This window comes from Mesorhizobium sp. LNHC221B00 (assembly GCF_000502935.1).
GTDB lineage: Bacteria > Pseudomonadota > Alphaproteobacteria > Rhizobiales > Rhizobiaceae > Mesorhizobium > Mesorhizobium opportunistum.
In genome coordinates, this window is record NZ_AYWR01000024.1 from 14186 (window position 1) to 33135 (window position 18950).

At 63.7% G+C, this 18950-nt stretch carries 16 protein-coding genes and 1 pseudogene; 9 read left to right on the plus strand and 8 right to left on the minus strand.

Translation table 11 applies throughout. From position 1 onward, the window contains the following. Positions 1-727 precede the first annotated feature (727 nt). A complete protein-coding gene (locus X741_RS142325) occupies positions 728-1666 on the plus strand; it encodes a diacylglycerol kinase family protein (RefSeq protein ID WP_023779858.1) in 939 nt (312 codons plus the stop codon). 93 nt (positions 1667-1759) lie between these two features. Here X741_RS142325 and X741_RS142320 read toward each other — a convergent pair whose 3' ends face one another. The 3 genes from X741_RS142320 to X741_RS142310 are packed head-to-tail and all read right to left on the minus strand — an operon-like array spanning position 1760 to position 5501. Beyond that, a complete protein-coding gene (locus tag X741_RS142320; protein ID WP_023779859.1) occupies positions 1760-2677 on the minus strand; it encodes an NAD(P)-dependent oxidoreductase in 918 nt (305 codons plus the stop codon). After that, entirely contained in the window at positions 2674-3888 is a 1215-nt protein-coding gene (locus X741_RS142315) for a mandelate racemase/muconate lactonizing enzyme family protein (RefSeq protein WP_023779860.1), read from the minus strand. Before X741_RS142315 ends, X741_RS142320 begins: the two co-directional genes overlap by 4 nt. Further along, positions 3885-5501, minus strand: coding sequence for a GMC family oxidoreductase N-terminal domain-containing protein (locus X741_RS142310; RefSeq protein ID WP_023779861.1), 1617 nt, complete (start codon positions 5499-5501; stop codon positions 3885-3887). The genes X741_RS142315 and X741_RS142310 overlap by 4 nt, the downstream gene beginning before the upstream one ends. A gap of 203 nt (positions 5502-5704) precedes the next feature. Between X741_RS142310 and X741_RS142305 the strand changes: the two genes are divergently transcribed. From X741_RS142305 to X741_RS142295, 3 genes are all read left to right on the plus strand, one after another. Further along, positions 5705-6646 (plus strand): phosphoribosylaminoimidazolesuccinocarboxamide synthase, encoded by a 942-nt coding sequence (locus tag X741_RS142305; protein ID WP_023779862.1) that lies wholly within the window; start codon positions 5705-5707, stop codon positions 6644-6646. Positions 6647-7122: 476 nt separating this feature from the next. Next, positions 7123-7518 carry an acyl-CoA thioesterase gene (locus X741_RS142300; protein WP_013893544.1) on the plus strand — a complete coding sequence of 132 codons (396 nt, stop codon included), beginning with the start codon at positions 7123-7125 and terminating at the stop codon, positions 7516-7518. Positions 7519-7633: 115 nt separating this feature from the next. After that, complete coding sequence (locus X741_RS142295; protein WP_023779865.1) at positions 7634-7837, plus strand: hypothetical protein; 204 nt, start codon at positions 7634-7636, stop codon at positions 7835-7837. Between the two features lie 169 nt (positions 7838-8006). Here X741_RS142295 and X741_RS142290 read toward each other — a convergent pair whose 3' ends face one another. Next, positions 8007-8375 (minus strand): helix-turn-helix domain-containing protein, encoded by a 369-nt coding sequence (locus X741_RS142290; RefSeq protein WP_023779866.1) that lies wholly within the window; start codon positions 8373-8375, stop codon positions 8007-8009. A 90-nt stretch (positions 8376-8465) separates the two neighbouring features. Between X741_RS142290 and X741_RS142285 the strand changes: the two genes are divergently transcribed. Further along, on the plus strand, positions 8466-9071 hold the full coding sequence (locus X741_RS142285) for an NADPH-dependent FMN reductase (protein WP_023779867.1): 606 nt from the start codon (positions 8466-8468) through the stop codon (positions 9069-9071). Positions 9072-9129: 58 nt separating this feature from the next. Here X741_RS142285 and X741_RS142280 read toward each other — a convergent pair whose 3' ends face one another. Both X741_RS142280 and X741_RS142275 read right to left on the minus strand, forming a co-directional pair. Next, positions 9130-9939, minus strand: a complete 810-nt coding sequence (locus X741_RS142280) for an MBL fold metallo-hydrolase (protein WP_023779868.1) — start codon at positions 9937-9939, stop codon at positions 9130-9132. 79 nt (positions 9940-10018) lie between these two features. Further along, positions 10019-10426, minus strand: coding sequence for a helix-turn-helix domain-containing protein (locus X741_RS142275; RefSeq protein WP_031250415.1), 408 nt, complete (start codon positions 10424-10426; stop codon positions 10019-10021). Positions 10427-10625: 199 nt separating this feature from the next. On the opposite strand from X741_RS142275, the gene X741_RS142270 reads away from it, so the two are divergent. The 4 genes from X741_RS142270 to X741_RS142255 all read left to right on the plus strand — a co-directional run bounded on the left by X741_RS142270 (position 10626) and on the right by X741_RS142255 (position 16586). Beyond that, positions 10626-11552: a DMT family transporter gene (locus tag X741_RS142270; RefSeq protein ID WP_023779870.1), complete on the plus strand. Its 927-nt coding sequence runs from the start codon at positions 10626-10628 to the stop codon at positions 11550-11552. Between the two features lie 422 nt (positions 11553-11974). Continuing rightward, a complete protein-coding gene (locus X741_RS142265) occupies positions 11975-13450 on the plus strand; it encodes a family 16 glycosylhydrolase (protein ID WP_023779871.1) in 1476 nt (491 codons plus the stop codon). 35 nt (positions 13451-13485) lie between these two features. Continuing rightward, positions 13486-15264, plus strand: coding sequence for a type I secretion system permease/ATPase (locus X741_RS142260; protein ID WP_023779872.1), 1779 nt, complete (start codon positions 13486-13488; stop codon positions 15262-15264). Between the two features lie 2 nt (positions 15265-15266). Next, entirely contained in the window at positions 15267-16586 is a 1320-nt protein-coding gene (locus tag X741_RS142255; RefSeq protein WP_023779873.1) for an HlyD family type I secretion periplasmic adaptor subunit, read from the plus strand. 73 nt (positions 16587-16659) lie between these two features. Here X741_RS142255 and X741_RS01000000167150 read toward each other — a convergent pair. Beyond that, positions 16660-18043 (minus strand): annotated as a pseudogene (locus X741_RS01000000167150) (hemolysin family protein). 160 nt (positions 18044-18203) lie between these two features. After that, the gene (locus X741_RS142250) at positions 18204-18911 is read right to left on the minus strand and encodes an LssY C-terminal domain-containing protein (protein WP_023779874.1); all 708 of its coding nucleotides are present in this window, start codon (positions 18909-18911) and stop codon (positions 18204-18206) included. Positions 18912-18950: the final 39 nt, after the last annotated feature.

Sequence of the window (18950 nt, forward strand, 5' to 3'; positions counted from 1 at the left end):
AGACTCCGAGCGCGTATCGAACAGATTCTATCTGCTCGATACTAACCGATTTCAGCGCGTGGTGAAGCGGCGCCGGCAAGATCGCTGGCAAAGGATATCGAGGGGGCCAAAAACGACAGTCGGCGCCGGGATTTCTCCCAGCGCCTCCCTGTCAGATCAGGACACGGTCGCGGCAGCAACTTCCGTAAAGTCGTCGCGCCATGCCGGCCTTGATTTTGACGGTCCTGCCAGCCACCACCCGAAGGCAGTGTCCGTTCCAGACCACGCTGGTCTTGGCCCTTGCGGGCTTTGCCCTGCGTGCCATCGAAGGTTTTTGCCGTCCTTCATGGCAGCATCGGTCCGCCGTCGGCGTTGGCACGCTTTCCGCGGCCCCGTAGGTCTCGGCCTCCGTCCCTCGCACAGGCAAGCCTGTTTTCGGTCCGGGCCGTACGGGCCTCAGGAAATCCGCCTTTCACTTTCGCCTTTCGGCTTGATGATCGGTAGCCGCCTGAGATGGGTTAAACTTACGCCGGGTAATGGCCTTGGGGAATGGCCATGGGCCTGTGGATAGCGGGATTATCGGGGACCGCTTCCACAAGCCCGGGAATTTCGATGCCGGCTGCTTTGACAACCCGCCCGTTTTTTTTGGGGCACGAACCGACAGCGCCCCTTGCTCCGCCGGCGGGCGCGGGCTTCAATGCCGGCAAATGATCGGGCATCTATGTCCGGCGACGGGGAGGGCGCGTATTTGAAAGTCGGGGTGGTGCTCAATCCGATTGCCGGTGGCGGCCGGCTGAAACGGCATTGGCCTCAAGTCGCCGCCTCGCTGAAGAAGCACTTCGGCAATTTCGAATTGCGTGAGACGCAGGCCGAGGGCGATGCCGAACGCCTGGCAATCGACCTTGCCGCCAGCGGTTTCGACCTGGTGATCGCAGCCGGTGGCGACGGTACGGCGAGCGAGGTGGCCGATGGCCTGCTGCAGGCGGCCGAAGAAGGCGGCCGCACAACCGAGCTTGGTCTGCTGCCATGCGGCACCGGCATCGATTTCGCGCGCGGGCTCGGCCTGCCGAAGCAGGTGGATGCGGCGCTTAAGCGGATCGCCGAGGCGAAGGGGCGCAAGGTCGATGCAGGGCGTATCGGCTACGTCGACGACCATGGCGCGCTGGCCAGCCGCCATTTCATCAACATCGCCAGTCTTGGCCTGTCCGGCGCCACCGACCGCGCCGTCAATGCCGACAAGCGCAAGGGCAAGATGTCGGCCAAGGCGCTGTTCCTGTGGCGCACCGTGGTCGAGTTCATCCGCTACCGCTTCCAGGACGTCAGGATCACCGTCGACGACGCCGCGCCGGTCGAGGCGCGCATGGCGCTGGTGGCGGTGGCCAACGGCAAATTCTTCGGCGGCGGCATGATGATCGCGCCGGATGCCGAACTGACCGATGGCGAGTTCGACATCGTCATCTTGCGCGCGGCGGGCAAGCTGAAGCTGATCTGGGACATCCGCCTGCTCTATGGCGGCAGGCACCGCAACCATCCGGCCATCACCATCCTGCGCGGCAAGAAAGTGGTTGTCGAACCGCTCGGCGATGGGACAGAAAACAACGCGCTGGTCGACATAGACGGCGAGTCGCCCGGGCGCATACCGGCGACTTTCGAGATCCTGCCGGGCGCGCTGACGCTCAGATATTGAATCAAGGCGTTGCGGGTTTGATTCAACTCCTTTCGAGACCGAATCCGGCGATCAATTGAAGCTCATGAAATTGCTTTGGTTTTGGCCTCCGGGTCAAAGCTCCAGTCTGGCCGGAAAACCGGACGCACGCAGGTCGGTGCCGACGGCATCCTCGAGCAATTTGACGATCTGCGTCGACCAGGCGCCGCCGCCATAGGCGGCCTCGCCTTGCTCAAAAATCGCGTTGACGCGCGTGGCGAGATCGAGCGGGACGCCGAAATCCTTGCCCATGCCCAGTGCGAAGCCGAGGTCCTTCAGCGCTAGGTCCATGGTGAAGCCGATGTCGTAGGAGCCGTTCAGGATGAGCTGGCTTTCGGTCTCGTGGACGAAGCTGTTGCCGGAGGATGCAACGATTGCATGGTAGCTCTGCGCGAGGTCGAGGCCACCTTGTTTGGCCAGCATCAGCGCCTCGCCGGCGGCGACGAGATGGATGAAGGCCAGCATGTTGGTGATCACCTTGATCACCGCCGCCGAGCCGATCGGTCCCATCAGGAACGACTTCGCGCACATCGCCTCGATCGCCGGTCGATGGCGCCCATAGAGTGCGGCGTCGCCACCGACCAGCGCGGTGATCTTGCCGGCCGCCGCCAGATGAACGCCGCCGGTGACCGGGCACTCCAATGTCTCGATGCCCTTGGCCGAGGCGAGGGCGGCAAGGCGCAGAATCTCGTCGCGGCCATTGGTCGACATCTCGATCCAGGTGCCACCCCTGGGCAGACCTTCCAATAACCCACCAGGCCCGGCCAGCACCGCTTCGCTGACCTTGGGCGAGGGCAGGCAGGTTATGGCATTGCCGGCCCGTGCCGCTGCTTCGGTCGGGCTGCTGGCGGCGGTGGCACCGAGCGCGACAAGACGCTCGACGGCGACGGGATCGCGGTCGAACACGATGACGGCAAAACCGTTGCGGATCAGGCTGGCGGCAAGATTGCCGCCGAGATGACCGAGGCCGATGAAGGCGTAGCGTTCGCTCACGGCATCAGCGGCGTCTGCATCATCTGCAGATGCAGGTCCTTGCCGGTGTAGGGGTGCGCATCGCAGACCGCCTCGTCGAGTTCGACGCCGAGGCCGGGCTCTTTCGACGGGATGACATTGCCGTCCTGCCACTCGATCTTCTTCTTGAGCAGCGTGGCGTGGAAACCGTCCCACTGCTTCAGCGATTCCAGGATCAGGAAGTTGGGCAGCGTCACCGCCAGCTGGATGTTGGCGGCACCGACGATCGGGCCGCAATAGCAATGCGGCGCGATCTGGATGTGATAGGCCTCGGCCATCGCGGCGATCTTCTTTGTCTCCAGAATGCCGCCGGAGCGGCCGAGATCCGGCTGCAGGATGGTCGCGGCGCGGTTCTCGATGACACGGGCGAACTCGAACTTGGTCGTCAGCCGCTCGCCGGTGGCGATCGGGATCGAAGTGCCGCGAGCCACCTGCGCCATCACCTCGGGCATGTCGGGCGGCACCGGCTCCTCGAACCACAGCGGATCATAAGGTTCGATGGCGCGCGCCATGCGCAGCGCGCCCGACGCGGTGAACTGGCCATGCGTGCCGAACAATATGTCGGCGCGGTTGCCGACCGCCTCGCGGATCGCCTTGATCATGCGGGTGGAGACATCGATGTCGATGAGGCGCGGCTGGTGGCCGTCGAAGGCGGTGTAGGGGCCGGCCGGGTCAAGCTTGACCGCATTGAAACCCTGCTCGACATATTCGAGCGCGCAGGCCGCGGCCAGGTCGGGGTCGTTGTAGACGTTCTTGCCGTCCGGCGCGTCCTCGGAATGGACACTGCCGGTGTGCGGATAGAGATAGGTGTAGGAGCGCAGCGTCTCGTGCACCTGGCCGCCGAGCAATTTGTAGACCGGCTTGTTGGCCTCTTTGCCGATGATGTCCCAGCAGGCCATTTCCAACGCCGAGAAGCAGCCCATGCCGGACACGTCGGGGCGCTGGGTGAAGCCGGAGGAATAGGCGCGGCGGAAGAAATTCTCGATATCGTGCGGATCGCGGCCAACGAGATAGCGTTCGGCCATGTCTTCGACCATCCTGGCCGTGACATGGGCGGAGAAGGTGGCATTGTAGGCCTCGCCATAACCGACCACGCCGCCATCGGTGGTGAGCTTGACGAAGATGAAGTACTTGCCGCCGATGCCGGGCGGCGGATTGCCGACAACCCAGGTCTTGACGTCGGTGATCTTCATTTGTGGTCCTCCAGAACCAGTTCTGCGCCCTTCCACCCGGTCACGATGGAGGCTGCGTTGGTGTTGCCGGTGATGTTATCGGGAAAGATCGAGGCATCGATGACGCGCAAGCCTTCGATGCCGTGCACCTTCAGGCGCGGATCGACGACGGCGCGTGCGGGATCGGGGCCCATGCGGCAGGTCGAAACCGGGTGATAGACGGTGCCGGAGCGTTTTCTGAAATCCGTGATCAGGTCGGCGTCCGACTGGATCGACGGGCCTGGCAGAACCTCCTCGGCGATGATCTCGGCCATGGCCGGCATCGCGGCGATCTTGCGCACGAACTTCACCGCCGCCAGCATTTCGTCGACGTCGGCGTTGGTCGAATAGGCGTTGGCGACGATCTTTGGATAATCCAGCGGATTGCTGGACCGGATCATGATCTCGCCGCGGCTCGACGGGCGGCAGTTGGACAGGCCGATGGAGAAGCCCGGCCACGGGTCGGGCGTCAGGATCGGACGCTCGCCGCCTTTCGGGATGACGGTCGAGAAGGCCTGGAAATAGAGCTGCATGTTGGGGCGCGAAAACGCCGGGTCGGTGCGGAAGAAACCGCCGGCATGGTTCATCGACAGCGACAGCGGGCCCGACCGTGTCAGGATATATTGCATGCCGACCAGGAGCTTGCCCCACCAGGGGCGCAGGATCTGGTTGAGCGTCGGCAGCTTGCCCTTGAACGTGTAGTTGATGCCGACATGGTCTTGCAGATTGGCGCCGACATTCTCGCTGGCGTGGACGACCGGGATGCCAAGACCACCAAGCAGGGCCGACGGGCCGACGCCGGACAGCTGCAGCAATTGCGGCGAGTTGATCGAACCGCTGGACAGGATGACCTCGCGGCCGGCGCGCGCCGTCTTCGTCTCGCCGTTCCGCAGATATTCGATGCCGACCGCGCGCCTGCCTTCGAACAGCACGCGGGTCGCCAGTGCATTCATTTCGACGCGGACGTTTGCGCGTTTCATCGCCGGGCGAAGGAAAGCGCGCGCCGCCGACATGCGGCGGCCATTTCTGGTCGAGATCTGGTAGATGCCGACGCCTTCCTGGGCAGCGCCGTTGAAATCCGGATTGAGCGGCAGACCGGCTTGCTGGCCGGCCGCGAGATAGCGCTTGGTCAGCGGATGGACGGTGTTTGAACAATCGGTGACATGCAGTGGCCCGCCGGCGCCCCGCCATGTGTCGGCGCCGACCTCGTTGTCCTCGAGCGCCTTGAAGGCCGGCAACAGGTCGTCATAGCCCCAGCCGGGATTGCCGGCGGCACGCCAGTCGTCGAAATCCTCGCGCGCACCCCGGATCCAGACCATGGCGTTGATCGAACTAGACCCGCCGAGCAGCTTGCCGCGCGGCCAGTGGTCGGCATTGCCGCCAAGGCCGGGATCCGGCTCGGCCTTGTAGTTCCAGTTGACCGCGGGGTCGAAGAAGGTCTTGCCGTAGCCGAGCGGCATCTGCACGTAGAAGCGGCGGTCGGTGCCGCCCGCTTCGAGCACCAGCACCGAGAAGCGGCCCGAGGCCGACAGTTTGTCGGCAAGCACCGAGCCGGCCGAGCCGGAGCCGACGATGATGAAGTCATAAATCTGCATGGTAGATTGCCGGCTCCGGAAAACTGGCCGCAGCCTAGACGCGGCGGGTTCGCCGCGTCGCAGTGCCTTCCGGCATGCGTTGTGAAAAAAGCGACCGTGATGCCAGGTCGTGTTGTGGGGAATCCCGACAATCGCGCTTGATAGGCATGGGTCGACAGCTTATGCGATTGGCATCGATCACTCTGCGGAAGGCAGGAAATCATATGCGGACCCTGTCGGATGCTTTCATTCCCGAGCTACCTGGTCACTACAAGGGCAAGGTCCGCGAAAATTACGACCTGGCCGACGGGCGGCGCATCATCATCGCCACCGACCGCCTCAGCGCCTTCGACATCATCCTGACCTCTATCCCGTTCAAGGGAGAGATCCTGACGCAGACGGCGCGGTACTGGTTCGAGGAAACCGCCGATATCTGCCCGAACCATGTTCTGGAATATCCCGATCCCAACGTCGTCGTCGGCACAAGGCTCGAGATCCTTCCAGTCGAGATCGTCGTGCGCGGCTATCTGGCGGGTACCACCAGCACCTCGATCCTGACCCGCTACAAGCGCGGCGAACGGGACATGTACGGCATGCGGCTGCCGGACGGCCTGCGCGACAATGAGAAGCTGGCCGAGCCGGTCATCACGCCGACGAGCAAGGCGGCGGATGGCGGCCATGACGAGCCGCTGTCCAGGGCGGAAATCCTCGACCAGGGCTTGCTCACCGAGGCGCAGTGGAACATCGTTTCGGGCTACGCCTTGAAGCTGTTCGCCCGCGGCCAGGCGCGTGCCGCCGAACGTGGGCTCATCCTCGCCGATACGAAATACGAATTCGGCACAGACAAGAACGGGACGATCATCCTGGCCGACGAAATCCATACCCCCGACAGCAGCCGGTACTGGATCGCCGGAAGTTATGAGCATGCGCTGGCCAACGGCACGCGGCCGGAGAGTTTCGACAAGGATTTCATCCGCTCATGGGTGGCGGCGCGCTGCGATCCCTACAAGGATCCTGTTCCCAAAATACCGGACGAGATCGTCGAGCAGGCCTCCAAGGTCTATGCGCAGGCTTACGAGGCGATCACCGGCAAGGAATTCGTGCCCGATGTGTCCGGGGACACGGTGCTGGACCGCATCAGAGCTAACCTTGCAGGTTATTTTTAAGAGGCGCCTCTCAGCTGGCGAATGGTCTTACGCAGCGCAGTCGACCCCCACTCCGTCGAGCTTCGCTCGACACCTCTCCCCCGATCGACGGGGTAGAGGAAGAGCGCGAGCTTGGCCGGCATGGCNGCATGATCCCGAATCTAAGGACCTCGTCAGCGGTGAGCAGTCGACCCCCACTCCGTCGAGCTTCGCTCGACACCTCTCCCCCGATCGACGGGGTAGAGGAAGAGCGCGAGCTTGGCCGGCATGGCCCCTTCCTCTCGCTCCGGAGGGGGGAGAGATGGCTCGGCGAAGCCGAGATGGGGTGGGGGAAGCCCGCCCCAAAACCCGAAGCCGCTGAAAATCAGGCACAACTGTGCGAATGCCAGGGTTAGCCTATGGTCCATCGAGGCCAGGAAACAGTAGCCGCGGCGCGTTGACCTGGTCCTGCAGCGGCGATACGGATCGATGACCATCACCTCACAAGGATTCTGCCCATGGTGCAGTACGCGGACGGACGGCCGATCGGAGACCTGACGCTGCGCACGCTGGCCATGCCCTCGGACGCCAATGCCGCCGGCGATATTTTCGGCGGCTGGGTGATGGCGCAGATGGACCTTGCCTGCGGCATCCGCGCCGCCGAGCGCGCCCGGGGCCGCGTGGTGACCGCGGCGGTCAAGGAGATGTCCTTCGCCAAGCCGATGAAGATCGGCGACACGCTGTGCATCTACACCCATGTCGAACGCGTCGGCCGCACCTCGATGACGCTCAAGGTCGAGGCCTGGGCACAACGCTATCTCTCCGATCTGATGGAGAAGGTGACGCACGCCGATTTCGTCATGGTGGCGCTGGATGGCGAGGGCAAGCCGAAGGCCGTTCCTGCCGAGAGCTGACGAAAGCCTGTTTGCCCACTCCGGGCAATTGTAACATCGCTTGTGCAGGCGATGCGCCGCGCGACATCCGATGGTTGCCTTCACGCCCAATACTGCAGGCGTTGGAGGAGAGACAATGCGTCAACACATGCTGAACGGCTGGCTCGCGGCAGCCCTTCTCGCGCTGACCTGCCTGCTCGGCGCAACGGCCTATGCTGAAGTCAAGCAAGCCCCTCCGCGCACCGCCTGCCTGCATGGCAATGTCGACGTCAGGGGACCGGCCACGACGTGCGCGATCTGTGGGCCAACGCATTGCAGTGGCAAGGCGCCAAGATCCTGAATGGTCACTTTGCCATTGCGATTGTCGTCGCCAAAGCGGTGCCAGCTTGGGTGGTCTTAGGCCCCATAAAGCCAAAGTCGCGAGACCTGGTTTAAAGAATCCCCAGTCCGCTTGTCATCAGGCGACGGCGCTCACAACGAAACTCCGCACTCCTTGCCGTGCAAGGATCTCAGCCGTGCATGCCGTCGAACTTTTCGCGCGCGACCCTGACGCGCTGCGTGTTCCTGCGTGCCCATTCGCCAAGCGCGCTGACCGGGATCAACAGTTCGTGACCGAGTTCGGTCAGTTCGTAGTCGACGCGCGGCGGAATGGTCGGGAACACGGTGCGGGTGACGAAGCCGTCGCGTTCCAGGCCGCGCAAGGTGGTGGTCAGCATCTTCTGCGAAATGCCGCCGACGGCAGCGCGCAACTCGTTGAAACGCAAGGGTCCGCCGCCAAGCTTGCCGACCACGAGCACGGTCCATTTGTCGCCGACGCGCTGCAGGATTTCCGAAACGGCGCGGCAGTCCTCGGTGTTAAGCGGGTTCCTCAGTAACAAAAAGGTGCCTCCTTGCGCGCTGAGTTGTCAGTATCTCATATAGCGCCGGTATCTAAACGATACCAGCTTTTAGTGGAATGGAGAGCCCCCATGTCAAAGCCGAAAATCGCCATCATCATTGGTTCGACGCGCGCCGCGCGCTTCGCCGATGTGCCCACCCAATGGATCGCCAAGATCGCCAAGTCGCATGCCGATATCGATGTCGAAATCGTCGACCTGCGTGACTTCCCGCTGCCCTTCTTCGACGAGGTCGCGTCCTCCGCCTGGGTGCCGTCGACCAACGAGGTGGCGCAGCGCTGGCAGAAGAAGGTCGCCGAATATGACGGCTTCATCTTCACCGCCGCCGAATACAATCACGGCCCTACGGCCGTGCTGAAGAACGCCATCGACTACGCCGCCAACGAATGGAACAAGAAGCCGGCTGGCTTCGTCGGCTACGGTGGCGTCGGCGGCGCCCGCGCTGTCGAGCAGCTGCGCATGCATGCCGTCGAATTGCAGATGGCGCCGGTCAAGTCCGCCGTCCACATCGTCTGGGCCGATTTCCTCGCCGTTCGCCAAGGCGAGAAGAAGCTCGAAGACCTCGAGCACCTGAACCAGGCGGCCACCGCCCTGGTCAACGATGTGGCCTGGTGGGCCAAGGCGCTGAAGAAGGCACGCGATGCCGACGTGGTCGACGAGGAAATCAAGGCGGCCTGATCGCCGGACGAATTATCCTCCGAAGGATATGGGGCGGCGCTTGCGCCGCCCTTTTCAATTATAGCGGCTCAAATCGAAAGCCGCCGCCAGATCGGATGACACGGCCGATGCCGGGCGAGTCCAGATGCGCGCCCGCAACGAAACAATGATCGTCCGCCGCAAGCGCCAGCAGCCGCAACCGGCTCTCGCGCGCCCGGTCCTGATCGTCGTCGAAATCCCACGTCACCTCAGGCCGATCGAACTGAAGCGATGGGACGTGAACGGTATCGCCCCAGATCAAAATGCGCTCGCCGCCGCTCGAAACGCGAAAGCAGCTGTGACCGACCTCGTGGCCATGCGCGCCGATAACGTCAACATGGGTATCGAGGCGGTCTCCGGCTTCGAATGGCTGCGCCATGCCGTGGAACCGTTCGAGCCGCGCTTCGGCGCGAAACAGGCCGAGTTCCTGCCTGGGAACGAGCAGGCGCGCCAGGCGTGGGAAAGCATCCCGGCCGTCGGCAAGCACAAGGCCATGGATGTGGTCGAGATGCGTGTGGGTGAAGCAGACGGCGCGGATTCGTCCGACATCGATGCCGGCTTCGTCCATCCCCTGGGGAAGCCGACCCATGGTCGGGTGCCAGGCGTTCGAGGCGCCGGTATCGATCAAAGTTATCTCATGTCCATCGTCGATCGCGAAGGCATTGACGGAAAGCCTGAGTTGACCGCCAACCAGCGTAACTTGTTCCGGCAATTCGTCGTCAAATGGCTTGTCACCGTTTTGCCGGAGCCGTCTGATCGGCATGTCGACATAGCCATCGCGCAGGGCGGTGATGCGCAGGTCACCCAGAGTGTAGGTCGAATGAAGTTCGCCCGAAGCTATCCGGTGCATTTTTTGCCGATCCGTTCTGAAGATGTCAGTCAGTCTGCTATGGGCAGCCAATGTCGGCAACCCGCCCTGTCGATTCGACCTATGCCATGTGTGCGTGCCGCGCCTGCCGTGGCCGGGTGATGCAGTCGGCGAGGCGGTGCGTCTCGTTCAGCTCGCCGGCGTGATGCTGGCCCCACTGGCAGAGCGCCAGCAGGATCGGCTCGAGGCTGAGGCCGAGACTGGTCGCCGAATATTCGACGCGCGCGGGCACTTCGGCGAAGATCTCGCGGTTGACGAGGCCGTGCTCCTCCATTTCGCGAAGCTGCTGGATCAGCACTTTCTGGGTAATGCCCGGCATCATTGCCTTCAGCGCGGTGAGTCGCCGTGGCCCATCGAACAGGTGATAGAGGATGACCGCCTTCCAACGCCCGGCGATCACCTTGAGCGCCCGCTCCGCCGGCAGCATCGGCAGTCTCTTGATTGGCATTTTCCTGGCTGGGCTGGCCATGGTCACCTCCTGGTCAGCAGGGGACAAAAGAGTGTGTAGTCGCGGCCCCGCAGATAGTGGCAAACCGCAGCCGATGCCAGTGCAGCCTGAGGGGGCGCCCGCGCCTCGACGCTGCCTGAAAGGGTTGGACCGCCATATGGACGACGCTGCCATCTGGCCCTGCCCTCGCGCCCTGATATGTCAGGTTGCGATCCATCACATGAGCAACGCAGTGAAGTCATCCGGCCTGGCAGGCGTCGTTTCCCCCATGATCCCGGTGCTCGTCTGCGCGCTCGGTATCTTCCTTCTGTCGGCGATGGATGCGGCGATGAAGGTCCTGGTCATCGCCGTGGGCGTCTACAACACGGTGCTGTGGCGCAGCATGCTGGCGACGGTGGTCGCCGGCGCGGCCTGGTCGGCAGGGACGCGCTCGTGGCCCACGCTTTCCGTGCTGAGGCTGCATGCGCTGCGCGCCGTGGTCGTCGGCATCGTCTTGTTGTCCTTCTTCTGGGGGCTTGCCAGGCTGCCGCTCGCCGAGGCGATCGGGCTCAGCTTCGTCGCGCCCCTGTTTGCGCTCCTGCTGGCGGCGCTGCTTTTGGGCGAACGCATACAGCGCCAGGCGATCTGGGCCTCGCTGGCAGGCATCGCCGGCGTCATAATCATCATGGCCGGGCAGTTCGGGCAGGCGAGCTATCCCAAGGATGCGCTGCTCGGCACGGCGGCGGTGCTCGCATCGACGGTGTTCTACGCCTACAATCTGATCCTTGCGCGACGGCAGGCCCAGGTGGCCAAGCCGATCGAGATCATGCTGTTCCAAAACCTTTGCGTCGCGATCACGCTTGGCCTTGCCGCGCCCTGGCTCGCCGTCGCCCTGCCGGGCAATCTCTGGCTTCCGCTGGCCGGGGTGACGGCGCTGTCGCTCGCCGGCCAATTCCTGATGAGCTGGGCCTACGCGCGCGCCGAAGCGCAATATCTGATCCCGACGGAATATTCGGCTTTCATCTGGGCGGTCGCGATCGGCTGGTTCTTCTTCAATGAGGCGGCGACCTGGACCACGCTGACGGGAGCCGGCCTTATCGTGGCCAGCTGCCTGATCGCCTCACGCTCCAATCCCAGACTTGCCGAGCCGATCGAAGCCGCGGTTTAAGAGTCCCCGCGACACGCTTAGGGCGCTGCTGCGGTGGTCGCCGAGCAGTCGGGTGGCGACCAGCCTGTCCTGCGGCGCCAGCCCGGCGCGTTGACGCATTATTTCCAGAGCGGCGATTCCACGCCCCATCAGAACGCAGGGGCGCTTCCGTTTGACCAAATCAAGCATGGTCGCAGGCAGATCGGCGCGTGTTGCGAAATTTTTAATAAATATTTCGCCGGTCAAATTACTGTCCGTAGACCATTTCCCGGATCGTTGTGCTTTCAGTCCAGAAAATCTCACTGAACAGTCGATGTAATGTTGATCTATGTGGCAAGTTCCCGGAACGATATCGTGCGTGGCAACGTTGGTCCGGATGCACCCGCCTCGCACCCATGTCGAGCGGTTCAAGCAGGCCTGGCATCACGAGGAGAATTTGTCCGATGAGCTTTTTCGTCAACGCTTTGGGCGTTCCTCTTCCCTACAGCGGCGCTTCCAACCACTGGTTCTCGGCGGCAGGGTCCGGACCGGACTTGTACGGCAGCTCCGGAAACGACTCCATCTACGGAGCATCCGGTGTCAACGTCACCATGCACGGCGGCACGGGCGACGACATCTATTACCTCTATGCGGCGGGCAACAAGGTGGCCGAGGGCGTTGGGGCCGGCATCGACACGATCAGCACATGGATGAGCTACAAGCTCCCCGACAATGTCGAGAACCTCATCGTCACACACGCCAATAACTTTGCTTTCGGGAATGGGCTGGACAACATCATCACCGCCACGGCCGGACACCAGACGCTGGACGGCGGCGCGGGAAACGATGTGCTGATCGACGGCGGCGGCGGCTACGACACTTTCATCGTCTCCAAAGGCAATGGAAGCGACCTGATCGCGAATTTCGCCGCCACCGACACCGTCCGCCTTAACGGCTACGGGTTCACGTCGTTCGACGCCATCCACTCAAACATGATCCAGGCGGGATCGAACGTGCTGTTGAACCTCGGATCCGGCGAGATCCTCGAGTTCAAGGACACGACCATCGACAAGCTGCAGCCCAGCCAGTTCGAATTGCCGATCGACAAGTCCGGAATGAGCCTGTCCTTCAGCGACGATTTCAACACGCTGAACCTTCACAATAGCCAGGGCGGCACCTGGGACACCAACTTCTCGTGGGGAGCGCCCAACGGCAGCACCTTGACCAGCAATGGCGAACTGCAGTGGTACATCGACGCCAATTATGCACCGACAAGTTCCGTCCACCCGTTCAGCGTGAACAACGGCGTGCTCACCATCACTGCGGCTCAGGCGCCGGCGGACATCAAGCCGCTGATCAACAATTACGAATACACCTCCGGCATTCTGACGACCCACGATTCCTTCTCTCAGACCTATGGCTATTTCGAAATGCGGGCCGACCTGCCCGAGCACGCCGGCGCCTGGCCGGCCTTCTGGCTGCTGCCGGAAGACGGTTCGTGGCCCCCGGAACTCGATGTCGTGGAGACTGCCGGCCAAACCCCGAACTCGTTGATCATGACGGCGCACACGAATGAAACCGGTACGCACGTCAAGGTCTCCTCGACGGTGAGTGTCTCGGATACCGCCGGCTTCCACACCTATGGCCTGCTGTGGACGCCGGACAAGCTCGTCTGGACCTATGACGGCGTGCAGGTCGCCGAAGCCGCGACGCCGTCGGACATGAACAAGCCGATGTACATGCTGGCCGATCTCGCGGTCGGCGGCTTTGCCGGCACCCCTCCGGATCACCTGGCCACGCCGGCCGAGATGAAGATCGACTACATCCGCGCCTATACGCTGGACAATGCGCCGGTAAACGCCCTGAACAGCAGCACCGCCACGCACAGCATCGCCAGCAGCACACTGCATGGCGGTTCCGAGTTTGGAGGCCACGCCTGAGGTCTCGGGATCATGCAGCCGCGGGGAATGCCGAAATGACTGGACCGTCCGGCCTGCGTCCGGTTTTCATGCGCGCCATCGCCGATGTCGGCGTCTTCTCTTTGTTGATCAACGTCCTGCTGTTGGTGATCCCGCTCTACCTGCTGCAGGTCTATGATCGCGTGCTGCCGTCCTCGAGCGTCGAGACGCTTGTCTATCTTTCGGCCATCGCGGTTCTTGCGCTTGGCTTCCTCGGGCTGCTGGACGCGATCCGCGCCGTTTACACGCAGCGCGTCGCGGCGACCGTCGACCGGAAGCTGGGCGCTGGCACATTCGCGGTTTCGCTTGGCGCAAGATATGCCGGCGGCCTGTCGCCGCTGCGCGACCTTGCCTCGGTCTGCGCCTTCATCAGGTCGCGCGGCGTGGCGGTGGTGTTCGACCTGCCCTTCGCTCCTGTCTTCTTCGCACTGCTCTATCTCATCCATCCGGTGCTGTTCTGGGTGACGGTCGCCGGCGCGGCGCTTCTGCTTTTCCTGGTCGTGGCCAATCAGCTTGCCATCGGCAGGAACGACGCTTTCTCGGCGGAGCGTTCGGCTTTGGCCAGCCAGGCGGAACAGGCTTTTGCCCGCAATGCCGAGACGCTGCGCGCCATGGGCATGGTGGAGAACGCCGCGCGGGTCTGGGGAGGGTACGTCGCGGCTGCACTCACCTTCCATGACCGTTCCTCGAGTGCCAATGCAATCTTCAGCGGCGCCTCGCGGGCGCTGCGCATGATGCTGCAGCTGGCGATCCTCGGCACCGGCGCATGGCTGGTGCTCAAGGGGCAGATGACGGCAGGCATGATCTTCGCGTCCTCGCTGGTGTCGTCGCGGGCGCTGCAGCCGCTCGACCAGTTGATCGGCGCCTGGCGGCAGATCGCCGATGCCCGGCGAGCGTGGAAACGGCTGGAGACGGCGCTTGCGGCGCGTCCGGCTGAAGCGCGCAAGCTGATCTTGCCCGATCCGACCGGCGCGATTTCCGTGCAGGATGTTTTCTTCATGGCGCCGAATGCCCAGCCCGGCACCGAACCCATCCTCAAGCGGCTGAACTTCCAGATCGGCGCCGGCGAAGCGCTGGCCATCGTCGGCCCGAGCGGTGCCGGCAAATCGACGCTGGCGCGGTTGCTTGTGGGCGCTGCCCAGCCGACCGGCGGCGCGGTCAGGATCGATGGCGCCGACCTCAGGACCTGGGACGAGAGCCTGCTCGGAAAACATCTCGGCTACCTCGCGCAGGAGGTGGAGCTCTTTCCAGGGTCGATCGCCCAAAACGTCGCCCGCTTCGACCCCGGTGCAAATGACGCCGCGATCATCGAGGCAGCAAGGCGGGCCGAGGCGCATGAACTGATCCTGGCGCAGCGGGACGGCTACCAGACATTGATAGGTCCGTCGGACAGGACGCTGTCGGGTGGCGAGCGCCAGCGGATCGGGCTTGCGCGCGCCTTTTACGGCACGCCCAGGATCCTGGTGTTGGACGAGCCCAGCGCCCATCTCGACGGCGCCGGCGAAGCCGCGCTCGAAGCGGTGCTTGCCGCCGCGAAAGCGGCCGGCGTCACGACAATCGTGATCACGCATCGTCCCTCGATCGCTGCGTCCTGCGACCGCGTGATGCTTTTGCGCGGCGGCGTGATCGAAGCCTTCGGCCCCAGTGGCGAGGTGTTGCGGCAGTCTGTGGCCAACCCGGGCGCCAGCCCGGTTGCCAGCACAGGCGCCGGCAAGGGCATTCCCCGGCAGAATCCCGTGGTGACGGGCTCGTTCGCCACGACGATCCGCATGCATAACACCCGTTTTGGATCATAGCCATGGCGGTGCAGAGCCTCGCCCGGGAAGGCAGCCCGCGCACCGACATAAGGCGCGTGGCATCCGCCGGTTACGCGGCAATAGCGCTGTTGGCGGGTTGCTTCGGCTATTGGGCCGTCACGGCGCCCTTGTCGGGGGCGGTGATCACGCAAGGAACGATCTCGGCGACGGGTGGAAACATCCTGATCCAGCATCCCGAGGGCGGCATCGTCCAGGAATTGCTGGTCCATGAAGGCGATCGCGTGCAACAGGCCCAGGATTTGATCGTGCTGGATCCAACAGCCGCGCGGGCCGAGCTCAACCGGTTGACGCGACAGTCGATCGCGCTCAGGGCGAGCGCGGCGCGGCTGGAGGCGGAACGCGACGGGTTGGACCGGCTGGCGCCAATCACCGAAACGGCGCCAGCACCGTTCCAGCACGATTTCGAGACGCTGGTTGAAGAACAGCAGAAGGAATTCGACGCCAGGCTCGCCCGGTTTCGATCGGAACAATCGATCCTTGTCCAACGGGTGGCCATGCATCGCCAGTCGGTCGTTGGATTGCAGGCCCAGAAACAGGCCATTCAGCAACAGGCCGACGTGGTGAAGAAGGAACTCGGCATCAAGACCGGCCTGCTGGACAGAGGCCTCACCAACCGTAGCGAATACTCCCAGCTTTTGCGCAGTGAAGCCGACCTTGTCGGGCAAGCCGGGGCGCTGGAAGCCTATCTTGCGACGGCCAACACCCAGATCGTCGAGGCCCAGGAACAGACCGAGCACCTCGCCACGCAGCGCGTCGAGGAGGCGCTGACGAAGCTGGACGACGTTCGCTCCAACCTGGCCGACATCAAGGAACAGATCAGGGCGGCCGAGGCGGTGCTGCGGCGAACGACGATCAAGGCACCGGCGGCGGGCATCGTGGTGTCGTCAACCTATAATTCAAAGGGCAGCGTGATTGGCCCCGGCGAAAAGATCATGGAGATTCTGCCCACGGCACCGGGCCTGATCGTCGATGCAAGGCTGCGGCCGAACGACATCGATCAAGTCCGTGTCGGCCAGCCGGCGAAGCTGCGATTGTCCGCCTTGAACACGCGGCTTACCCCGGAGATTTCAGCCACCGTGACCCAAATTTCCGCGGACCGGCTCATCGATCAGGCTACGCACGAGCCCTATTTCCGCGCCAGGCTGAAGATTGCCGCCGAGCTGCCGTCCGGCGTCAAGCCCGAGCAGCTTTATCCAGGGACGCCGGTCGAGGCGTTCATCAACACGGGCGACCGGACATTCCTGGAGTATCTGGCGCGACCGATGCTCGATTCCTTTGCTCGCGCCTTCGCGGAGCGGTAGACATCGGGACAGTGCAATCGACCGGCCCGGCCGTCTTCAATGTCCCGCCAGGCCGAAAGCCGACATCGAACTGTCAGCGCACCGCTTCGCGGTGGCCGCCGGGCAGGCGGGTGGCGATCAGCTTGTCGATGCGGCGGCCGTCGAGATCGACCACTTCGAAGCGCCATCCCTGAGCATCGACGCATTCGCCGGTCGCCGGCAAATGGTGCATGTGCGACAGGACATAGCCGGCGACGGTCTCGTAGTCGCGGTTTTCGGGCAGGTCGATGCCGAGAACCTCGGCCATCTCGTCGGCCTGCATATAGCCGGCAAGCAGCCATGAGCCGTCCTCGCGCTTGACGGCGTTTTCCTCGTCACCGGCGTCGAGGTCCGCGCGGAACACGCCGGTGATGGCCTCCAGGATATCGGCAGGGGTGACGATGCCTTCGAAATGGCCGTATTCGTCATGCACAAGCGCCATCGGCACGTCGGATTCCTTCAGCTTCTGCAGCACGTCAAGCGCATCGGCCTGATCGTAGACGATAGGCGCGGCGCGCACATGCTTGCGCGGGTCGAGCGTGCGGCCGGCCAGGATCGCGGCGAGCACGTCACGCGTCTGGACGACGCCGACCATGACATCGACGCCGCCGTCGCCCGCCGGCAGGCGCGAATGCTGGGTCTCGACCAGCAGCTTGCGGATGGCTGCCTCATCGGATTGCAGATTGATCCAGTCGACCTCGGTGCGCGGCGTCATCACCGCGCGCACGGCGCGGTCGCCAAGCCGCATGACGCCAGCGATCATGCGCCGCTCGTCGGATTCGATGGTGCCGTGGTGCTCGGCTTCGGCGACCAGCATCTTGATCTCCTCGTCGGTGACCTTCTCCTCGCTTTCGCCACGCTGGCCGANGCTCGGCTTCGGCGACCAGCATCTTGATCTCCTCGTCGGTGACCTTCTCCTCGCTTTCGCCACGCTGGCCGAGCAGCCACAAGATGGCGCGGCCGGAAATGTCGAGCAGGAAGACCAGCGGCGCCGAGACGGTGGCAAGAATGGTCATCGCCGGCGCCACCCTGGCGGCAACCCGCTCGGGATCGCGCAGTGCGATCTGCTTGGGCACCAGTTCGCCGACGATCAGCGAGAAATAGGTGATGATTGCAACCACGATGCCGACGCCGAGCGGATCGGCGACGGTCTCCCTCATGCCGGTCGAGGCCAGGAACTGCGCCAGCCGTTCGCCCAGCGTGGCGCCGGAAAACGCGCCCGACAGCACGCCGACCAACGTGATGCCGATCTGCACCGAAGACAGGAACTTGCCGGGATTGGAGCCGAGCGCCAGGGCGCGGCCGGCGCCTTTGACCTCACGGTCGATCATCGTCTTCAGCCGGGCGGGTCGGGATGAAACGATGGCGAGTTCGGACATCGACAAAAGGCCGTTCACGCAGATGAGGACGACCACGATAGCAATTTCAACGTATAGCATGAGGGCTCAATAGCATTGCGGCGGGCCGCTCGAAAATAGTCCTTCATGATTTTTGGAAGATGACGGTCGCGGCTCTTGGGCGGCGGTCCCGCAGCGACATCGAAGACACGCCGCGATTTTCAATCCGATCCCAGGCCGACCGGTCTAGGTATGCATGGTTTCAAGGCAGTTGCTTCAGCACGCCGACGAGCGCCTTGCCGTCGGTGAAATAGGGGTCGCCGCCGCCATTGCGGCCGGTTTTGGTGGCGCCGATGCCTGCCAGTTCGCTGGTCGAGATCAACTCGCCGGCGGCGCGCAGGTCGCCGATGAGAAAATCGCGCTCGGCGTCGATGTCGGGGCCGATATGGTGGGTGATGGCGCCGGTGTCGCGGCTGAGCCCCACGCCGCGATCGAAGCTCGCGGAGCCCAGCCAAAGCGGACGGCCATCGTCGCCGACCGTATCCGTCTGCCAGAAGCGGACATGGTGGCGCCGGTCGGCGCTGTCTCCGACGGGCTTTTCGAAGGCAAGATCCTGGGCGCGGCCTTCGAACAGCAGGCGGCTCATCGGCGCATCGGGATAGGGGCGGGAAAACAGGACACTTTCGCCGATGTCGATGGCGGTTCTCAGGGTGATCGCATCAGCGGTGTCCCAGCCGGCGAGGGCGAAGGCGTGGACGACCTCCTTCTCGGTACCGACAAGGCCGATATTGATCGGATCGCCGGGAATGCCTTGCGGCGTGTGTGTCACCATTTCGAAGCGCTGGTTGCGAAAACCGCGATCCCGAAATGTCCAGAATTCCGGTGCGGCGACATAGGCGAGTGCCAGCCAGGCGGCCAGCAGGGCCGCTACCCAGATCGCAATGCGTCGCTGGAGGCTTCGTTGGCTCATGAAGGAGGCTCGATCCGTGGGGGGTATCTGTTGCCTGAC